This window comes from Anaeromassilibacillus sp. An200, from assembly GCF_002160025.1.
Classification (GTDB): domain Bacteria; phylum Bacillota; class Clostridia; order Oscillospirales; family Acutalibacteraceae; genus Caccousia; species Caccousia stercoris.
This window is the reverse complement of record NZ_NFJU01000047.1, coordinates 1-17,444: the sequence shown is the minus strand read 5'-3', so window position 1 is coordinate 17,444 and position 17,444 is coordinate 1. Positions and strand designations below refer to the sequence as shown.

The 17,444-nt window shown below is 53.9% G+C and carries 18 protein-coding genes; 4 read left to right on the top strand and 14 right to left on the bottom strand.

Features of this window, described 5'->3' with window-relative positions:
• Positions 1–81 precede the first annotated feature (81 nt).
• From B5F35_RS15570 to B5F35_RS15515, 13 genes are all read right to left on the bottom strand, one after another.
• Positions 82–1,155 carry a hypothetical protein gene (locus tag B5F35_RS15570; protein ID WP_087242502.1) on the bottom strand — a complete coding sequence of 358 codons (1,074 nt, stop codon included), beginning with the start codon at positions 1,153–1,155 and terminating at the stop codon, positions 82–84.
• A gap of 169 nt (positions 1,156–1,324) precedes the next feature.
• On the bottom strand, positions 1,325–2,488 hold the full coding sequence (locus B5F35_RS15565) for a hypothetical protein (RefSeq protein ID WP_140401247.1): 1,164 nt from the start codon (positions 2,486–2,488) through the stop codon (positions 1,325–1,327).
• 68 nt (positions 2,489–2,556) lie between these two features.
• The gene (locus B5F35_RS15560) at positions 2,557–3,174 is read right to left on the bottom strand and encodes a zinc ribbon domain-containing protein (RefSeq protein ID WP_087242500.1); all 618 of its coding nucleotides are present in this window, start codon (positions 3,172–3,174) and stop codon (positions 2,557–2,559) included.
• 13 nt (positions 3,175–3,187) lie between these two features.
• Positions 3,188–3,499, bottom strand: a complete 312-nt coding sequence (locus B5F35_RS15555; protein WP_087242499.1) for a hypothetical protein — start codon at positions 3,497–3,499, stop codon at positions 3,188–3,190.
• A 35-nt stretch (positions 3,500–3,534) separates the two neighbouring features.
• The gene (locus B5F35_RS15550) at positions 3,535–5,685 is read right to left on the bottom strand and encodes a serine/threonine protein kinase (protein ID WP_087242498.1); all 2,151 of its coding nucleotides are present in this window, start codon (positions 5,683–5,685) and stop codon (positions 3,535–3,537) included.
• Positions 5,682–5,816: a hypothetical protein gene (locus B5F35_RS19470; RefSeq protein WP_263040800.1), complete on the bottom strand. Its 135-nt coding sequence runs from the start codon at positions 5,814–5,816 to the stop codon at positions 5,682–5,684. Before B5F35_RS19470 ends, B5F35_RS15550 begins: the two co-directional genes overlap by 4 nt.
• Before the next feature lie 137 nt (positions 5,817–5,953).
• The gene (locus B5F35_RS15545; protein WP_087242497.1) at positions 5,954–8,254 is read right to left on the bottom strand and encodes a serine/threonine protein kinase; all 2,301 of its coding nucleotides are present in this window, start codon (positions 8,252–8,254) and stop codon (positions 5,954–5,956) included.
• A 154-nt stretch (positions 8,255–8,408) separates the two neighbouring features.
• A complete protein-coding gene (locus B5F35_RS15540) occupies positions 8,409–8,717 on the bottom strand; it encodes a hypothetical protein (protein ID WP_087242496.1) in 309 nt (102 codons plus the stop codon).
• Between the two features lie 119 nt (positions 8,718–8,836).
• The gene (locus B5F35_RS15535) at positions 8,837–9,163 is read right to left on the bottom strand and encodes a hypothetical protein (RefSeq protein WP_007048427.1); all 327 of its coding nucleotides are present in this window, start codon (positions 9,161–9,163) and stop codon (positions 8,837–8,839) included.
• Positions 9,164–9,169: 6 nt separating this feature from the next.
• On the bottom strand, positions 9,170–10,489 hold the full coding sequence (locus tag B5F35_RS15530; protein ID WP_087242495.1) for a trypsin-like peptidase domain-containing protein: 1,320 nt from the start codon (positions 10,487–10,489) through the stop codon (positions 9,170–9,172).
• Positions 10,489–11,421, bottom strand: coding sequence for a PP2C family protein-serine/threonine phosphatase (locus B5F35_RS15525; RefSeq protein WP_087242494.1), 933 nt, complete (start codon positions 11,419–11,421; stop codon positions 10,489–10,491). The genes B5F35_RS15530 and B5F35_RS15525 overlap by 1 nt, the downstream gene beginning before the upstream one ends.
• Positions 11,422–11,424: 3 nt before the next feature.
• Complete coding sequence (locus tag B5F35_RS15520) at positions 11,425–11,964, bottom strand: FHA domain-containing protein (protein WP_007048424.1); 540 nt, start codon at positions 11,962–11,964, stop codon at positions 11,425–11,427.
• A 184-nt stretch (positions 11,965–12,148) separates the two neighbouring features.
• Positions 12,149–12,460, bottom strand: a complete 312-nt coding sequence (locus tag B5F35_RS15515; RefSeq protein WP_162611454.1) for a hypothetical protein — start codon at positions 12,458–12,460, stop codon at positions 12,149–12,151.
• Between the two features lie 77 nt (positions 12,461–12,537).
• On the opposite strand from B5F35_RS15515, the gene B5F35_RS18530 reads away from it, so the two are divergent.
• The 4 genes from B5F35_RS18530 (at position 12,538) to B5F35_RS15500 (ending at position 15,893) form a co-directional block, all read left to right on the top strand.
• Positions 12,538–13,071 (top strand): hypothetical protein, encoded by a 534-nt coding sequence (locus tag B5F35_RS18530; protein ID WP_140401245.1) that lies wholly within the window; start codon positions 12,538–12,540, stop codon positions 13,069–13,071.
• A gap of 106 nt (positions 13,072–13,177) precedes the next feature.
• The gene (locus B5F35_RS15510) at positions 13,178–13,693 is read left to right on the top strand and encodes a hypothetical protein (protein WP_140401244.1); all 516 of its coding nucleotides are present in this window, start codon (positions 13,178–13,180) and stop codon (positions 13,691–13,693) included.
• Positions 13,694–13,993: 300 nt separating this feature from the next.
• Positions 13,994–15,424, top strand: coding sequence for a response regulator transcription factor (locus B5F35_RS15505; protein ID WP_087242503.1), 1,431 nt, complete (start codon positions 13,994–13,996; stop codon positions 15,422–15,424).
• Between the two features lie 19 nt (positions 15,425–15,443).
• Positions 15,444–15,893, top strand: coding sequence for a hypothetical protein (locus B5F35_RS15500; RefSeq protein ID WP_076779351.1), 450 nt, complete (start codon positions 15,444–15,446; stop codon positions 15,891–15,893).
• A 159-nt stretch (positions 15,894–16,052) separates the two neighbouring features.
• On the opposite strand, the gene B5F35_RS15495 is transcribed toward B5F35_RS15500, so the two are convergent.
• Entirely contained in the window at positions 16,053–16,523 is a 471-nt protein-coding gene (locus B5F35_RS15495) for an RNA polymerase sigma factor (protein ID WP_040918711.1), read from the bottom strand.
• Positions 16,524–17,444: the final 921 nt, after the last annotated feature.

The window sequence follows — 17,444 nt, the reverse complement described above, 5'->3', positions numbered from 1 at the left end:
TGGCCGGCCGCCATTTCGATTTTGAGATGCTCAGCGGCTTAGATTTGTGCGCTCGTTTTTTTGCTCATTCTCTCGAAAATTTTACTTGACTTTTTTTAGCAGGTCTTCAAAAGTCGTGATTTTCTCATCTTCCGATATCTCGCTGTTGAAAGACTCCTCGCTGGTGATACTCTTGCCGTCGCTGCCGATCCACTGCTCCAGATAAACCTCGTATTTGTCCTGATCCGCCTCGTCCACCGTCGCTGTGAATGCAGGCGTCAGTCCCATTCCCACATTCCAGCTGACGTTCACCAGATTGACGGCATTCACGATCTCCCTTGTATCCGGCTGTACGATTTCCGTTTCCGGATTGAATTCCAGATAGAGCGTGTAGTCCTTATCTATCACCTCATAGACTATCTGGTAGCTATTGGGATCAACTGTTCTCGATACATCAATGCGCTCAAGCACCGTTTTGACCATCAGGTTATCCCTGGTGACATCTGCCAGCTCAGGAACCGTTTCCTTATTCTCCTCGAAATACTGATAGAGCAGTTCCGTTACTGCCTGTTTCTCATTCCCACTCGTGGTACCATCAGGCTGTGTGACATCCGGATTCCCTGTGGCCGTTATGCCCTCCTGGTACAGCTTATTCTCGCTGCCTGGCAGCCCCACATCGACCACTCCCGTATAATACCTATTGGTGGACGTTTTAACGGAGAAATCGCTCGTTTTATACGATGCTGAGCTCGAACTGCTCCAGCCAGTCCACTCCGTCACATAGTAGCCCGATAGATTGTCCGGGTCGCCGGTGCCGGAGACGCCCTCTCTCGCTTTTACCTCTACCTCGTAGGTAGGATTGATAACGCCTTCTGCATTTCCTGTGTTTGTAAAGGTGCAGGTGGTCTCCCGCTGAACCGTCTTTGTCTCTACCTTTGTCTTTCCTCCGGCAGTGCCGTCAAAGTGTCCGTAAAGGGTCACTTCATACTCAAAGATATCCAGCTCGCCGGTGGTTTCCGGCTTATCCCAGCTGGCTTTTAAGCCGGTTTCTGTCAGTTCCAGCTTCAGATTTGTTGGCGCAGCCGGTACACCCGCCGCAAAAGCGGTCATTGGCAGCACTCCCAACACCATACACAGGGAAAGCAGCAACGCCGCCAGTTTCCTTTTTGCTTGCATTTGGTTTCTCCTCCTTGTCAAATAAGATTGCTTATCCTTTGGTGCATACCAAAGGATAGAAGGGATATTCCTTCTTGAAAAGGATACCGGCTGCGCCGGGGCGGGCTGCGGGATTTGCATGAAGCCCCGCCTGCAGGCGCTTTTGCCGGTTTTTGTTTATTACTCAGCCTTATTTCCCGACCGCTGTCTTTTTCCGCCTGTAGAACAGCATCCCCAGCACGCCGCCGCAGGAGGCCAGCATCAGGCTGATCCACAGCGCCATATCGCTGCTGTCCCCAGTCTGGGGGATGCCGGTGTCGCCGGAAGGATCCTGCTGACCCTGCGAATCGGATGAATCGGTCGGATCAGTCGAATCGGTTGGCTCTCCGGTTCCCGCTGCAGGGATGGCTTCAGTCTGCACATATTCACAGACCGCACAGCCGCGCTCTCTGGAACCTTCTTCGGTCTCGGTGGCCTCTTTGGTTACTTTCCAATCGCCGTAGATATGGTTTGCCACATTCAGCCTTTCGCCGCAGGAGCATTCCTGCCAGTGCTCGGTATCGTCATATTTCCATGCTTCATCATGGATGCTGTGTTCATGAACCGGAATCGTCTCTTCCTGCGTATATTTGCAGATGGAGCAGGTACGTTCTCTGGAACCTGTTTCGGTTGTGGTAGGCTCCTTTGTTATCGTCCAATCATCGAAAGTATGGTTGCCCACTTCAGTTTTCTCGCCGCAGCGGCATTCCTTCCAGTGCTGGGTTTCATCCTTCTGCCAGTCGCCGTAGCTGTGCTCATGTTCAAGCATTGGAATGGTTTCGGTCTGCACATAGTCGCAGACCGTGCAGTCACGCTCTCTGGAACCAGCCTCGGTTTCGGTGGCCGGCTTCGTCTCTCTCCAATCGCCGTAGATATGGTTTGCCACATTCAGCCTTTCGCCGCAGGAGCATTCCTGCCAGTGCTGTGCCGCGTCGTGCTTTTGGGTATAGCTGTGCTCATGGGGCGGTTCGGCTTCTCCGACGTCCGCCACCATATACTGGCCGTCCGGGTCGCCCACGATCATGATCCATCTGGCACGCACCCGTATGGTGTACTCCTCCTGCGGCCGCGTCACCACATCGTTTGTGAAAAACAAATAGGTGTCGATTTCCACTGCCTTGGACTCGACCACATCGTCGCCCAGCAGCAGCTGTGCCTCGTATTCAAAGCTATCGCCGGAGGCCGCTCCTGCCGGCCGGCCCCACTGCACCTGGTTTTGGTAGCCCGACCAGCGGGGGTTCCCTGGCACATATTCCCCCGCCGCCGAAACGGACAGGGGAAGGGCCGCGATCATCAGGCATACCGCCAGCAGCATACTGAAAAGCCATGCGCCTTTTTGCCGCCCCGGCGGTTTTTTCCCTGCGCATACGCAATCTCCTCCCTTTATCGCACCGGAGCGCCCTGCGAGGAAAGCGGTGCTCCGCATGCTCCGCAGAAGCGGCTTCCGGGCGGTATCTCCGCCCCGCACTGGGGGCATTTGTTTTCCAGCTTCGCCCCGCAGTTGTTGCAGAATTTGGCGCCGGCCGCACACTGGGTTTTGCAGGCGGGGCAAACCACCATACCCGCGTTCAGTTCCGCCCCGGCGTTTCGCACCACCACCGAGCGGCCGCCGGAGACGATGCACTGCTCAATCACCTGGAAAATCTCTTCCGGCAGCTTTTTCTGCTTGTAGGCGCCCACACCGGCAGTCACCGCCAGCGGCCATGCGATAAACCATCCCAGCGCGCCGGCGCCGATCTTATCCGACCATTCGCCCTGACCCACGGTGACGTTTAAGTTGTCATCCATCCGGATCATCTGCACCGTCGTAGCCATCCTCATGCCGGCAATGGTCTTCCAGCCGTCTTTTTCCTGACGGCCCTGCACCACATAGCCTTCTGTGGTTTCGGCACTCTGTACCTCCATCCCCTTAGCGGATGAAAGGAACGCCTCCACCGCGTTTGCCACCACCTGGGTACTCATGCCGGCAGGCAGCCGGAATACTCTCGATTCATTTGCCATCTCGTCTTCCTCCTCATTCTAAAGCCTGTACCTCATCGATATGCTGCAGTACGCTGTCTGCCAGATAACGTACTGCCAGCTGTTTTTCCTCCTCACTCAGGCCGCTTGCCGGACGGAGCATGGAAACATGGAGGATCGATGTGTTGATGGTCTGTTCCGTCACGGCAAAGGCGTACTCACTGGTATGCCCCAGCACCTTCGCCTCCGCCTTGATATCGCCGACCAGCGCCTGCTTGTATTGGCAGCCCATCCGGTCCAGCACGTCAAAGACGGCGTACACAGCCATGCGGCGGGGACAGTTGACATTTCTTTTTAGACTCAGCACTTTTTTCTCCTTTCCCCCGGAAACGGGGCTGTCATCTATTTCACAGGTCGAATCGTATTGGTCACATCCAACAGCATTCCGTCGAAAAGCTCGTCTTCTGTTGCTGCACTGATAAGAATCACAAACGCCAAGCCGCCGTACTCGCCGCCGTAAACGCTGAGATAGGTGTCATCTTCAGTATAGGTGTACTCATCAACAATCCAGTCAATTCCGCCGTTCTTGTATTGCCAACGTTCTTTTCGCGGTTGAAAAGATTGTTTTACAAATTCTTCCGCAATACCATCCATCCAGATTTCCTTATTGAAAGTATCGCTTATCTGCTGACTTTGCACTTCCACACCAACCGCAGCCGTACTTTTCTCCATCCTTAGCCGGCTTTCTCCGAGCACAGTAAACTGAATCTCGCTCTCACCCTCCCAATAGAGGAATTGAAACGGGAGATTTTCATCATAAAATCGCTGGTAAATTGTGCCCGCCGGACCGCTGCTTTGGAAAGAATCTATGGCCGCAAAGATTTCCGCCTGCGCCTTCTCGTCCCCCTGAGGATAGGAGCCGATAAGATTGTAGCAGCCAAATCCGTTTTGGCATTCGATGAACGCCGCCAAAAATTCCATGGTCGTGCCGCCGCTTTCGGTAGCGGAAAACTGGATCAGGTAGGCATTCAAAGAATCGATCTCCCGGTAACCCCGGCTGAGGATCTCATGCTTTGTGATATTGGTGCTCTCCAGCAGGCCGATATAATACTGGACATATTTCTCCGCGTTCTCCTCCACATCAGAAAGGGTATACACCGGAAAACCGGCGGCCTTATCGTAAAATCCCACCTGCAGGGTAGCGCTCCCATCCGATGAAGCAAAAGCTCCGCTGCCGGACTCTGTTTCTGCATACCCCTGGGGGATCCCCATGGTGATATTCAGATACTCCTGAGCGTAGTCCTGCAAGGCGACATCGTCTACGCCCTCGGGCTCCTGCACTGTTATATCGAAAGGAGTGCCGGATGGCCCGTCAGAAGAACCCGGCTCTGCTTTCCCGCCGGTCAGCGCACCGATCCCCGCTACTGCTCCCCAGACGCCCAGACCCAGCACAGCAACGCACAGCACCAGCGCCGTGATCTGTACCCCGATATGGCTCCGCCGGAATCTGGTCCAAAGCCCCGGCTTTCCATCGGAACCTGCAGCCGTTTGACCGGATGGCACAGCCATGGTACGGTGATGGAAAGACACCGGGGTTTTCCCGGTGATCCCTTCAATAAAGGCCTCCATGGTGGGGAAACGGTCCTCCGCTTTTACCGCGAGCGCCTTCATGATCGCCTGTTCCACCTGCGGAGGCAGGGGAACGCCCAGCTCCGAGGGCTTTTTCAGCGTATCGTTATGGACCCGCATGATGGAATCCGGCGGCAGCTCCCCGGTCACGCAGCGGTACAGGGTGGCGCCCATGGCGTACACATCCGTCCAGGGCCCCTGGTTTCCCTTACTGGAATACTGCTCCTCCGGCGCGTAGCCATGTTTCAGGATGACCGGCACGCTTTTTTCATCCCCAATAGAAAACCGGGCCGCGCCGAAATCCAGCAGCTTGCTCTCCCCCTTGGAGGTAATGGAGATGTTGTCCGGGCTGATATCCCGGTGGGTCAGATTCAGGGCATGAACCTGCGTCAACGCCTGCATCACCGGCATCAGGATGGTCAGCGCCTGGTCATAGGGAATCTTCCCGCCCTGGGATGCAACGTATGCCTTCAGGCTCATGCCGTCGATATATTCCATCACGAAATAGGCCGTGTTGTTTTCCTTAAAATAATTCTGCACCGACACGATGTTCGGCGTATTCTGCAGTTTGGCAAGGATCCGCGCTTCCTCTAAAAAGCGCTCCATGCCGTTTTGATAATCCTCCTGGCCCCGTCCGGTCAGTGCCACGCTGTACTTATCGGAATGCCGGGTAGCAAGACCGGAGGGCATATATTCCTTGACGGCTACCTTAATCTCCAGCGTCAGGTCATAGCCCAGATAGGTGATGCCGAACCCGCCCACGCCCAGGACCTTTCCGGTCATGTAGCGGCCGTTCAGCAGTGCGCCCATGGGCAGCGCCAAAAACGGCTGCTCCTCCTCCGCATTAAACCCGCAGTGGGGGCAGACAGGGGAATCGTCCGGCTTTTCCTGAAAGCAGCCATAGCAGATATCTTCCAAGTTCATGTTTCACTCCTCTTCTTTGTACTTGCGCCCCGGCCTTTCACCCGCAACAGCAGAAAAACCACTTCCATCAACGCGATCATACCCAGCTCTTCCAGAATGAACGGAAAGACATTCATCATCTCCTCAATCAAGGGCTGTTTCTCCCTTTCCTCCAGACAAACCGAACAGAATACGGCCCCAGCGTCTTGGATCGTCGCAATCTATAACTCTAAGGCAACACCGCATAATCCCAGGCGGTGTTGCCTTAGAATAAGATCTTCCATGCTGGTTATCCCTCCCATGCACGGACGGACGCCATGGCCTGTTGATGCAAAGCGACAACCGCATCTTTATTGGAGCTGTTGAACATGCAGCTAACAACGTAACACTTGCCGTCGATCATGGCGGAGGCAGCACTGAACGTAAATCCATTCATGGTCCAATCCATGCACAGCCATTCCACACCGCCCGACTGCGACGTGTATGTTTCACCTACGGAAACGCCCACGCTAGACGCCACGTCTCTCTGAAACTGCAAGACCTCCTCCGGGCTGCTCATTCCCAGCTGGCCGGCATTCCCTATTTCCACAATCCCGCTGTCCGGCGTAGTGCTCCCAAAGCCGGCTTCCATTGCCGCGTCCGTTGGGTAAATAACCAATTCGGCCGCCGTTCCGGCCTCTCCCAGGTTAACAGTCGTGTCCATCACGCGTCCTGCTGCCACGGCATCGTCCACAATCACCTTGACGCCGCTCTTAGAGCCATAGTACATCTTGTACGTTGTCTTCGGCGCACCGTTGCTCTTAAAGGACTGGATAATGGAATGGATTTCCGCTTCGGCGGCTTTGTCCCCCTTGGGATAGCTCGTGATGATGAAATAACAGCCGAAATCATACCCCTCCACCGCCATAATGACCACTTCGTTGGAGACGCCTTCGCTGTCGGTGCCTTCAAGATAGATTTGATAGGCGCCTGCGCTTCCCACCTGATCGGGTCCGGCAGCAAGGATCTGATAATCCGAAACTGCAAACAGGTTCTGCATCAGGATGGCGGCAATAGCTTCTCTCTGGGATTCCACATCGGCAAGGGAGTAGATGGGTCCGTCAATGTTCCAAAGATAATCCATCATCATACCGCAGGCTTTAGCCTCATTGATAAAAATCGCCTCCTCCTCAACCCTCGTATAATCCGACGGGATCTCAATCGTAGCGTTGAGGATGCCAAGATCCTGCGCCACCATTTCCGCTGGAGGTTCTTTAGTAGGCTCTGGGTCTGTTGTCGGTTCCGGATTACTCGTCTGCGGTTGGCTGATGACAGGCGTAGGTTGGCTGATGACAGGCGTATTCCCACCGCCGCCCCCTCCTGTCGGCCTTTTTTCCCCTCCGCCAGAAAGCGCGATAGGAAGGATAATACAAAGGGCGATCACCGCCAGCAGCCCACCGCCGGAAACCCAGGCAACCACCGGATTGGCTTTCATATAGGAAAGGAACCGGGAGAACGCAGAGGGCTTTCCTGCCGCAGCACCCCCGCCGTTATAGGCGGGCTGCTGATAGGCAATCTGCCCGTAGCCTTCCTGCCTGTAAGCGGTAGCCTGGGTGCGCTGGCTGATACTGGCCGCCACCTGATCCTGTACGGAAACGCGCCCGTTCAGTGCCACGATGAATGCCTCCATATTGGGGAAACGATCCTCGGTTTTTACCGCCAACGCTTTCATGATGGCGTTTTCCACATGAGCCGGAATACGGAACCCCAGCTCCGACGGCCTTTTCATGGTATCCCCATGGATCCGTTCCACCGAATCTGGCGGAAGCTGCCCGGTAATGCAGCGGTACAGGGTAGCGCCCATGGCGTAAACATCCGTCCACGGTCCCTGATTGCCGTGGCTGGAATACTGTTCCTCCGGCGCGTAGCCATGTTTTAAGATGACCGACACGCTCTTGCCGTCCCCCAGTGCGAACCGCGCCGCGCCGAAATCCAGCAGACGGCTTTCGCCTTTGGATGTGATATAGATATTGTCCGGGCTGATGTCCCGGTGCAGGAGGTTCAGCGCATGCACCTGAACCAGCGCTTCCATGATCGGCTGCAGAATGGCAATCGCCTGGTTATAGGGGATCTTATCCCCGTTTTTTGCCAGGTAGGCTTTCAGGCTCATACCGTCTATGTACTCCATCACAAAGTATGCGGTGCCGTTCTCTTTGAAATAGTTCTGCACCGATACGATATGCGGGGTGTTTTGCAGCTTGGCAAGGATCTTCGCTTCATCCAAAAAGCGCTCCATACCGTACTGGTAATCCTCCTCCACCCGTCCGGTCAGCGCCACACTATAGTGGTCCGGATGCCTTGTGGCCAGGGCGGAGGGCATATATTCTTTAATCGCAACCTTGATCTCCAGTGTCAGGTCGTATCCCAGATAGGTGATACCGAACCCGCCAATGCCAAGCACCTTTCCTACCAGATATCTCCCGTTTAGGATCGTACCCAGGGGCAGCGCAAGATAGGGCTGCTCGTCGTTCTCATTAAATCCGCATCGGGGGCATGGAATCCCCGGTTCTTTTTCCGTGAAACAGCCATAACAAACACGTTCCGGATTCATTCTCCCACCTCCTCAAGCAATGTATTTTAAGTATAAAACGATGTATTTTGATAGCAAAATACAGTCACTCCTTCCGATTTTTGGACCAGGCATCGTAACACAGATCACCCAGCAGGAGCAATCCCAGCGCCACCAGAAACCCGATCCACCCGCCTCAGCCCACTAAAGGAAAAAGTGCAAAGGCAACTCCCAGCACAGACCAGATAAGGGCGCTGATTACACGTTCCCTATTCTCAGAGGGGCAGGAAAAGTACCGGGGATTCTTTTCATCCACAAAGAGCACCTCATAACTACCGACTTTGATTTCGTCCTTTTTGGAATACTCTACCCGGGATACTACCCGATACTCCTGTCCATCCAATGTGTACTGGTAGACCGGATGGTATTTATAGTTGATAATGAAGAAATCGGTGAAATCGTCGTCTGTCCAGCTGACGTCCACATCGCAGATGACGGCGTTCACTCTTCTCCGGCAGCGACGCTTTGACCGTACAGTCCGACAGAATGCCAAAATGATTCCGAAGAGAAACAAACATACTCCAAGGGCAAAGAACAAAATATCCCCCATCGCGTCCGTTGCATTCATGCTCCAAACGATTTTATCTCAGCTATGACAAAGAGTTCCTCCGATACCTGCCGCACCCGGTCGACATGCCGCAAGAGCAGCGCCTCCAGCCATTTTTCTGCATTGGCCGCTTTTAGAAATTCAATCTGTACTTCCAGGGGTTCAATGTAGAACTCACCTGCATACGCCAGCGCCCCTTCACCTTCCGACAGCGCCGGGAACTCGTGGAGTTCTTTCATTTCACCGTCTGCAGTCAGGTGGAAGACAGCCGCCAGTTCCCGGCCGGCGGCGTCCTCTCCCCACGCTTCCTGGATTCTTCCGTTTTTTAAACAATACCCTGCCATAACGGGTTACTCCTTGCTCACCACAAACCGGTTGGCGTTGTCGCACAGGTAGAAGGTGTCCCCGGTCGACAATTTTTCCGCCACATTCGCCGTCAGCTTTTTGCCGTTGCCCAGGAACGTGCCGTAGGACGATCCCAGATCGGTGATGATAAAGCAGTCTTCATTCGGGTCGTAGACTACCTGGCAGTGCCGCCCGCTGATACCCGGCGTGTTTTTATCGAATACGATGTTACAGGTTGCCGGGTCTCGGCCGATGACCACCTTGCCCTTTAACAGGTCAAAGCTCTGGCCAGAGTATTTTCCTGTCACGCCACGCAGCACAGCCCGTTTTTCCACAGGACCGCGGCCGCCTCTTGCAGGCGCTTTTCCGGTTCCCGCGCCCGCCGCGGCAGGTGCCGGAGCCCCCTGTACGCCCTTCTGGGACGTTACCAGCAGGATGATGCCGCCGATGAGCGCCAGCACGCCGATGGGCAGGAACACATAGGCAAACCAGGGCTGGGTCCAGGAGAGTCCGCCGCCTGCCATGGTGTATTCGATCTGCTCCCCGTCCAGGATCTTGGTCAATTCGTCTATGACAATTGCGTAGTTCATGCCCAGGGGCACGCCGGTCTGGGGATCCGTTGCGGCGGAGGTGTTGATGCCGATGACACGGCCCCTCTCATCCACCAGGGGGCCGCCGGAGTTGCCGCCGGCAATGGACACATCCATCTGGAAGGCCTCGTGGGTGGCCCAGGCGGGGATCACCTGGTTGCTGATGATGCCCCGGGTGATAGTCACGTCGTCCATGCCGAAGGTGGGGAAGGTCTGGCGGTTGGAGGAATCCCCGGGGAAGCCCAGGGCATAGGCCGTCATGCCCATCTCCACCGTGTCAGAGTCCCGCAGGGTGAGGGCCACCCGTTTGTCGGTGGGAGAGGGGATCTTGACGATGGCGATGTCCTTCTCCGTCCCGGGGGAGTAGTACACCACCTGGGCCTGGACGTAGTCGTTTTCCGCCTCGGAGTAAAAGACCTGCACCTTGCCGAAGATCTGGCCGGGGTAGAGCTTGGGATACTCATAGGCCTCTGCCACCACATGACCGTTGGTGACAAAGTACTCCACCGGCTCTCCCGGCTTGCCAATGGCCCAACCGGTGCCCCAGCCGTACTGGGAGTTGCCCTGGGTGTCGGAGATGGTGCCCCGCACCATGACGATGCCGTTGCGCACCTCATAGGGATCCATACCGCCCCCGCCTACCAGGCCCAATACGCCGAACACACCGGCGGCCAGGCCAATAACCAGCAGCAGGATAGCAACAACCTGCTTGCCCGATGACTTTTTCGCTTCCATTATGATTCCTCCTCATTTTTTCCATGGTATTTCAATGCGATGGCCGTATAGTTATCCTGGCCCGGCTTTCCGGCGGCCAGGATTTCCTCCTCCAGCTTGTCGCAGCACGCCTGGGAAGAGAGCGCCATGGCTTCCCGAATCTGCTTCAAGGTCAGTGTATCGCTCACCCCGTCCGAGCAGAGCAGCAGCGCGTCCTCCGGCTGGAGAAGAAAGGACATACGGGTATAGTCGCATGTCACTTCTTCTTTTCCTATGTACTCCGAAAGAGCTCCCGCCTGAGGATCTTGAAACGCTTCCTCCACGGGGAACGCCCCGTCCAGTGCCCTCAAAATCAAATCGTTCTTAAATTCCTGCCGGGCATTTAACCCATAGAGTTTGTTTTCCCTGAGCAGGAACAAATCGCTGTCGCCTACGCACCAGAAGGAGAGGCGATTCTCTTTGAGCAGGGCCGCCACCAGGGTAGTCCCCCCGTGCCCGCGAAACTGCTGGTAGACTCTGGCGCTTCGCTGGTATACCCAGCCGGGCACATCGCTGTCATCTGCCCAAGGAAAGATCCCCACCAACTGGGAGGCAGTTTCCGCAGCGATCATGCCGCCCTCCGCCATACCGCCCATGCCGTCGCACAGCACAGCGAGCAGCCCGTCTTCCTCATAACGATCCATGCGGGAGATGCCGAAAGCGTCCTGCTGTTCTTCCCGGCTGCCAACGCCCTGTAGGTTGGCAAGCTCCAGTTCCGGCAGCGGTTCCGGACGTTCCGTAATCGGTTCTTCCACCGCCTGATCCCCCCGCTTCTTTTTCTTCTTCCGCCGTATCAGGAAAAAGGCGAGAATCAGCGCCAATAGAAGCGCTGCGCCCGCCGCAACCGCCATCCAGACGCGGATGACGGTATCCGGAAACAGCGGCTGGTTTAACCATGAAAGTACACGCTCCATCCTTTACTCCTCATTCCACTGGAATTGCTCGCCGCACAGGGGCAGGAAGAGAAGCTGGCTCTTTCCCACCTCGATCACATCGTAGGCTTTTAAGGGGCGTACCATTTCCACCTGCTCGTCGTTGCAGTAAGTGATGCCCCTGCCCTGGCCGGGAGAAAGGGAAAAGCTGTTATGCTTGGCGTCATATGTAACCAATGCATGGCTTTCTCTGGATACAGTATCGTCATCCGCCAGGGCCACGTCCATCGCCGCCGCCCTTCCTATGAAGTTTCTGCCTGCTACCAGCTTATAATCTGCGCCGCGATGGGGACCGGAAACACAGACCAAGAATCCTACTGCAGGATCAATACCGATCTTCTTTTTAATAATGCCCACCGTCTTGCCTCTGTCTGCTTCCGGCGCAGCGCCGCCCGGCACAGCAGCCACGGTCTTCCCTACCGTTCCGGCCGCAACCGTCTTGCCGACCCCGGCGCCCTCCTGGCAGTAGGGGCAGCTATCGAATCTGGATTCATCGTAAAAATGGCCATTGTCACACTGTCTCATAATTGTTTTCCTCCTGATAAAGAAATCTTAAGGATTATCCAAAACCATCCCTGGTTTTTTGCTGTTCTTACTGTAGCGCCTTTTTCGGGATTTGTGCAGGTCGCTTTAGCGCCAATTTCCCAAAAATTATGTGGCGCACCTGCGCCAATCCGCATTTTTCGCAGAAATCATGGGGAAATACCGCTTATCTCATCAGATCCTGATAGTCTGGGTCTGCCGCCCGAATCCCCCACACCAATTCCCAAAGCTTTTCATCTTCGGAAAGGACATAGCACCTGCCATCCACCCCTTCGAACCGGCGTTTATCAAACCAGAAACTGTAGGTATCCCCTTGCGCCGTCACAAATGTAAGCCCCCGGTTATCTGTAGAGACGATGGATGACTCGGATTCCACCGACACATCCCGCAGCGCCTGCAAGACCCCGGCGATCACCGTTTCGTCCCTTGTCTCGTAGTCCGCCGCCGTCTCCGTCCAATGGTGAAAGATCAGTTCCACCGGCAGTTCCTCATGGGGCAGCTCCAAAAGCTCCCGCTGCCTTTCGGTACAGTAAGCAAAAAGGGAGTCCCCTTGGTATGCCGGGGACGAAGTCTCTGTCGGGGTCGGAGTCTCTGCCGGAAGCGCAGGATCTGATGCTGCACACCCCGCCAGCAAACAGATGGCTGCCAGAAGTGCCGCTGCCCCTCTTTTTTTCATTCGTGCCTCCTTTCTTCTGTCCTGGTCTCATGAATCGCTTTGCTGCTCGGCCTGTAACGCCAAAGGCGATCCAAACTCTTTTTTGTCCTTTTATGGTTTTACTGTATCGTTTTTTTAAGGATCTGTGCAGGCCGCTTTCGCGCCAATTTATCAAAAAACGCATGGCGCACCTGCGCCAATCTATTTTTTGTGTGAAAATTCAAAAACACCTTGATTGTGCAAAAGGGATTGCCGATCATGACAGCGGCCTGTTACATCCTGTAAACTTAAGAAGTGTTACACTCTATACAGGGTGGATGGCCTCAATTTTCCGGCTCCAAAGCTTCGTTTCTCAAAATGGCGCAGGTGCGCCACAGTGTTTTTTTAGTTTGGCGCTAAAGCGGCCTATCAAAAACACCGGCTTCCTGCTATGATAAAAAACGAAAAGTTCGCATGATGGAAGGTCGGCCAAGACACAGAATGTCCAAAAAGCTTCAGCTGGCCTTTTCGGAACGCAGGATCAGAAAGGGGATATATCGTATGTATGCAAGGTTAAGGCCGTACCATCTCATTGGCGCCATCGGGGGGTTCCTCACTGTTCTCACCGCTATTATCAGCTTGGCAGTTTCCACATCGTACTACATAAGCGCGGAATGGGTCATTATTGTAAACATGCTGCTCATTGGCTCCAACGGGTTAATCGCAACTTATTTCTTTGGCGCGTTCAGCGCTTCCCGTGACAGCCTCATCAAAGTAGGCAGCCTGATCGCGGGGATAGGTCTTGGTTTTAATGTCCTGATCTCAATTCTCCAGATGGCGGGGGTGTACGTTTTTGTTCTGGCTCTTCTTGGGGCTCTCGTTATGATGGCAGGGGTTGTGATCGCCTGTATCAAATTCATCATGCTCTTCCAGAGAGACGCTTTTGTCGTGGTGTTCTGCGTGTTTATTTTCCTGGGGCTTCTGCTGTCTTTATTCTGGACGTGGGCAAGCCTGATAAGCGGCGCTGGGCTGGGTGGCCTGCTGATTTATTTTTACGTCCACAATATCACCTACTAGACAGCTTCTCTCATTCAGGATATTTCCTTGTTTACCGCGGCTGCACCGTGTGGCTGCGGTAAAACGGCATGTGCGGGCGCAAAAAACCGGTAGTTCCCGGATGCGGAACGCAGCTCCAAAAATATACGGTTTTATCCAGGAGAATCCCTGGTTTAGGTCAAACAGGAAGGATTGTATATTCCGCAAAAACGTCAGCGAAAAAAAGTCTCTAACCGACCGAAATCGTTGAAAATCCATGCCGTTTATAGTATAATAGTCTATAACTGTACCATTGCGGAGAAAGGGGGTGGAATGGGACGTATGGTAATAAAGAAAAGCTTCACAAATCCAAAATCCATTTATGCGATTCTGCTGCTTAGTGTTTTTACTTTTCTATTTCTTGGAGCCGAGTACCTATATGTAAACATGATCTCGCTTACGGCAGGGGAAGAAAAAACGGTGATTACGCAAAACTACGCGTTAGGAATAAGCGCTGTCGGTTTTTTGCTCTATCCGCTGTTTCATCGCCTTTTGAAAAGGCGGGTACAAATCGTTGGACTTTTTATCCTTGCACTAGCAGCGTCAGTATGCAATTTTTTGGTTCAAAAACATGTTTCTTATTCGTCCACTCTGCTCTCCGGAATGGCATTGTTCCTGTTTCTGGGGATATTGGGAAGCGCGGCCCACTACCTGTTTTTCAAACTGGCGAGGGATCGCACCCATCTGGCGCGTATGGTTGGTGTCTCCTATGCCCTTGGGATCTTCCTGCAGTTTCTAAATAACAATCTTGTGGATCTGGAAACTGCGGAAGCCTTGATACTTTCACTCTTTGCCCTTGTAGCGTTAGCGCTGTTGCTGAAGGCAGAAAGGCTTTGCCGCCAGGAAAACGCAGAAGCGGAAGAACTCCAGTCCCCCGCCATAGAGGATGATGGGAAGGGAACCCGAAAGAAGATCGCCGCCGGCGGACTCCTTGCACTGCTTGTCATCCTGATGGCATGTATCTTCAGTGCGCTGGACAACGCGGTCACCATGCATCATGCAGCAGGCACTGACATCGGGCAATGGCCGCGGCTTTTGCTGGCGGTAAGCGGCCTTTCTGCCGGCTTTCTTTTTGATATCCGAAAGCGGAAATTTATGGCCATGATGATGTACTGCGTCATGCTGATGTCCGTCATCTGTGTGGTAGTACTCAAGCTGGGCGGCCCGTTTTTGATCGGCCTGATCGTATTTTATCTTTCGGCTGGATTTTTTGTGGTATTCTTCACCACCAGCTTTCTGGATTTTGCCCGCCATATGCCCACGCCAGCGCTGTGGGCCGGTATGGGGCGCGCCATGAATAACGTGAGCGCCGCTTTGCTTACCAACGCCTCTGTAGCGTTGCTTGTTTCTGACAGCAATGGCATGGCATCCATCATTCTGGCACTGGTCCTGTTTGTGGCCGTCAGCGTAGTCATCTATCTTTATACAGCCTGGATGCCGGTTTCATCCGGCACCCCCAAGGATATCCCGACAGACCTGGACCCTCAGGAAGCGTTCCGTCTTTTGTCGGAGCTGTTTATCCTTACGCCCAAGGAAACCGAAGTATTTGACAAGCTGGTCAATTCAGAGGAAAGTATTCAGGAGATCGCAGATGGACTGTATCTATCCCGGCGAACCTGTCAGCGGCATATCGCGGCGATCTATGAGAAAGCGGGTGTAAAATCACGCATGGGATTGTACCAGCTCTACATAGAAAAACAGCGCAGGCTATGACAGTCAGAAAGGGATTCGGATGAAGAGGATTAAAATTACCGTTTTGCTGATTTTATTGTGCGTACTGGCGGGGTGTTCCCCAAAAGACACATCGCTTCGGGCCTATTGCACCGAAAGCCAGCAGGAATTTCTGGATCAGTCGCTGGAAGAGCTGCCGGTCGCGCTTACCTATCATCACAACGATAACATCCTGGGACGCTACGAAACGACGGATGAAGAAATCATCTCCGAAATCCTGCAGGCATTACGGGAAACGACCATTGTATCCAAAGCTTTCAGCGGCTCTACAGACAGCCGGATCCTGGAGTTTGAGACAGCGGATGGGGATACCTGCCTCTTCTGGTTTGATGAAAACCGGTTCCATGGCGCCGGCGGAACATCCTATGTGCTTTCCGGCGACGAGGAGATCTGGGATCTGGCGCGGAAAATTCAGGAAACATATCCGGAATACAGGGAAGCGATGGAGTAAAAAGGCAGATCGAAAAAGCCGGGTGTTCCTTGCTTGTATGCAGCTAAGGCCGCGTAAGCAGGGAACGCCCGGTTTATTTATATTCGTTTTTCAAACGAGAGGGAGCCTCGGGTTTGGCTTCATTTGTTCGCTTTCCCCTTCCACACAAAACTCAACCCTCTATTTCAGAAATTTCCGGATTTTTTTCAGAGCTGCCGCTATGGACTTCTGTACCGCCTGATAGCTGCACCCTTCCCGCACCGCAATCTCCTCATAGGTAAGCCCGTCAAAGAAATACATCTGCAGCCTTCTTTTCTGGACTTCCGGCAGCTGGTTGACGCCCTCCCGGAGCGCCTGCGTCTGCATGGATTCATAGACGGCGTCCTCCACCGGGGCCGGCTCCTGTGCCGAACGACGGCTCAGCAGCTCTTCGTTCAGCTCGGTCCAGTCAAGGTGCCTCTCCTGCTCGTTAAGGAAGGAGAGATCGTCCAACTCAAACCGGTCAAACACGGCATAGAGCTTCACATCCAGTTCCAGCCTGTGTGGTACGCCCTGGCCGTCCCTGAAAGATAGATAACATTTCCCGTCGATCATCGACAGGGTATAGGGGTTATACTTGTCCTTTCTTCTCTTTGGATGCCTGTCATCCATCTCTTTGTCCTCCAATCAATCGTTTTTGAGTGAATCAAAACGATTGACCGGTGGACTTCGGCAATGAAATCCGCCATGATACGCAAAAGCGCCCACAGCAAGATTGCTGTAGGCGCAAAGCGGCACTATGGGGCGGTTTGAATCGCAGCGGTTCGGTGGGGTGGCATAAAATGGCCGCAAAAATCCTGTAAGGTCTGATCGTAAGCCTGATAAGAAAAAACGCCGCCCTCCCGGTCGGAAGGCGGCTTGCGTTGTATGGTTCGCATACATGGACAGCCACCCGCCTGCGCTGTATTTCCGGCGTTTTTAACCTACGGAAATCTATACTAACAGGCGGGCGTCTCAGCTCGTGACTCGTCTGCGACTCATCTGCAACATATTTTTGGCCTCATCCGCGTCTCATTTCAGGCTCACCTCCGGCTGTCAGATAATCATATTCGGACATGTTTGTTTTATCCTCTGGATATGCGCCTCCGTGAGATGCCGCTTGATTCCTGTATAAAAGGCATTTGCAGTTCCTGCTCCCGATTGCTGGTAGAGCAGTATGGTCAAGTGCATATTCAGGCTACTGTTAAACGGGTCAAAGGCCAGTGCGGCTTTGGCCGCCTTGTGCGCATAGACATACTCGCCACACTCGGTCTAGCGTTCTATATACCGGCCGGCGAGCCGGAAATACAGGCCCTGATAGTATGTAATACTCGGGATAAAATAAATATTATCGGACAACCGTGGCAGAAGATTCCCGGAATACAGTCCGACGGCAGCTTCATACAGCCGATACCGCTTTTTCGGATTGTTCTCCATCTCGATACTGGAGCTGTTGACAAAGTGGCCTCTGAAAATCAGCAATGGGAATTTGAGCAGAAAAAAAGACGCTCACTGGCGTCATTTCGTGTTCCATATCAACCGCTTCAGGTTCAA

Excerpts from the sequence above, each read along its gene's own strand:
- B5F35_RS15510 (WP_140401244.1), top strand. The coding sequence starts at position 13,178 with ATGTATGCAAGGTTAAGGCCGTACCATCTCATTGGCGCCATCGGGGGG.
- B5F35_RS15495 (WP_040918711.1), bottom strand. The coding sequence starts at position 16,523 with ATGGATGACAGGCATCCAAAGAGAAGAAAGGACAAGTATAACCCCTAT.
- B5F35_RS15550 (WP_087242498.1), bottom strand. The coding sequence starts at position 5,685 with ATGAACTTGGAAGATATCTGCTATGGCTGCTTTCAGGAAAAGCCGGAC.
- B5F35_RS15535 (WP_007048427.1), bottom strand. The coding sequence starts at position 9,163 with ATGGCAGGGTATTGTTTAAAAAACGGAAGAATCCAGGAAGCGTGGGGA.
- B5F35_RS15560 (WP_087242500.1), bottom strand. The coding sequence starts at position 3,174 with ATGGCAAATGAATCGAGAGTATTCCGGCTGCCTGCCGGCATGAGTACC.
- B5F35_RS15505 (WP_087242503.1), top strand. The coding sequence starts at position 13,994 with ATGGTAATAAAGAAAAGCTTCACAAATCCAAAATCCATTTATGCGATT.
- B5F35_RS18530 (WP_140401245.1), top strand. The coding sequence starts at position 12,538 with ATGCCGGGGACGAAGTCTCTGTCGGGGTCGGAGTCTCTGCCGGAAGCG.
- B5F35_RS15500 (WP_076779351.1), top strand. The coding sequence starts at position 15,444 with ATGAAGAGGATTAAAATTACCGTTTTGCTGATTTTATTGTGCGTACTG.
- B5F35_RS15525 (WP_087242494.1), bottom strand. The coding sequence starts at position 11,421 with ATGGAGCGTGTACTTTCATGGTTAAACCAGCCGCTGTTTCCGGATACC.
- B5F35_RS15520 (WP_007048424.1), bottom strand. The coding sequence starts at position 11,964 with ATGAGACAGTGTGACAATGGCCATTTTTACGATGAATCCAGATTCGAT.
- B5F35_RS15530 (WP_087242495.1), bottom strand. The coding sequence starts at position 10,489 with ATGGAAGCGAAAAAGTCATCGGGCAAGCAGGTTGTTGCTATCCTGCTG.
- B5F35_RS15570 (WP_087242502.1), bottom strand. The coding sequence starts at position 1,155 with ATGCAAGCAAAAAGGAAACTGGCGGCGTTGCTGCTTTCCCTGTGTATG.
- B5F35_RS15565 (WP_140401247.1), bottom strand. The coding sequence starts at position 2,488 with ATGCTGCTGGCGGTATGCCTGATGATCGCGGCCCTTCCCCTGTCCGTT.
- B5F35_RS15545 (WP_087242497.1), bottom strand. The coding sequence starts at position 8,254 with ATGAATCCGGAACGTGTTTGTTATGGCTGTTTCACGGAAAAAGAACCG.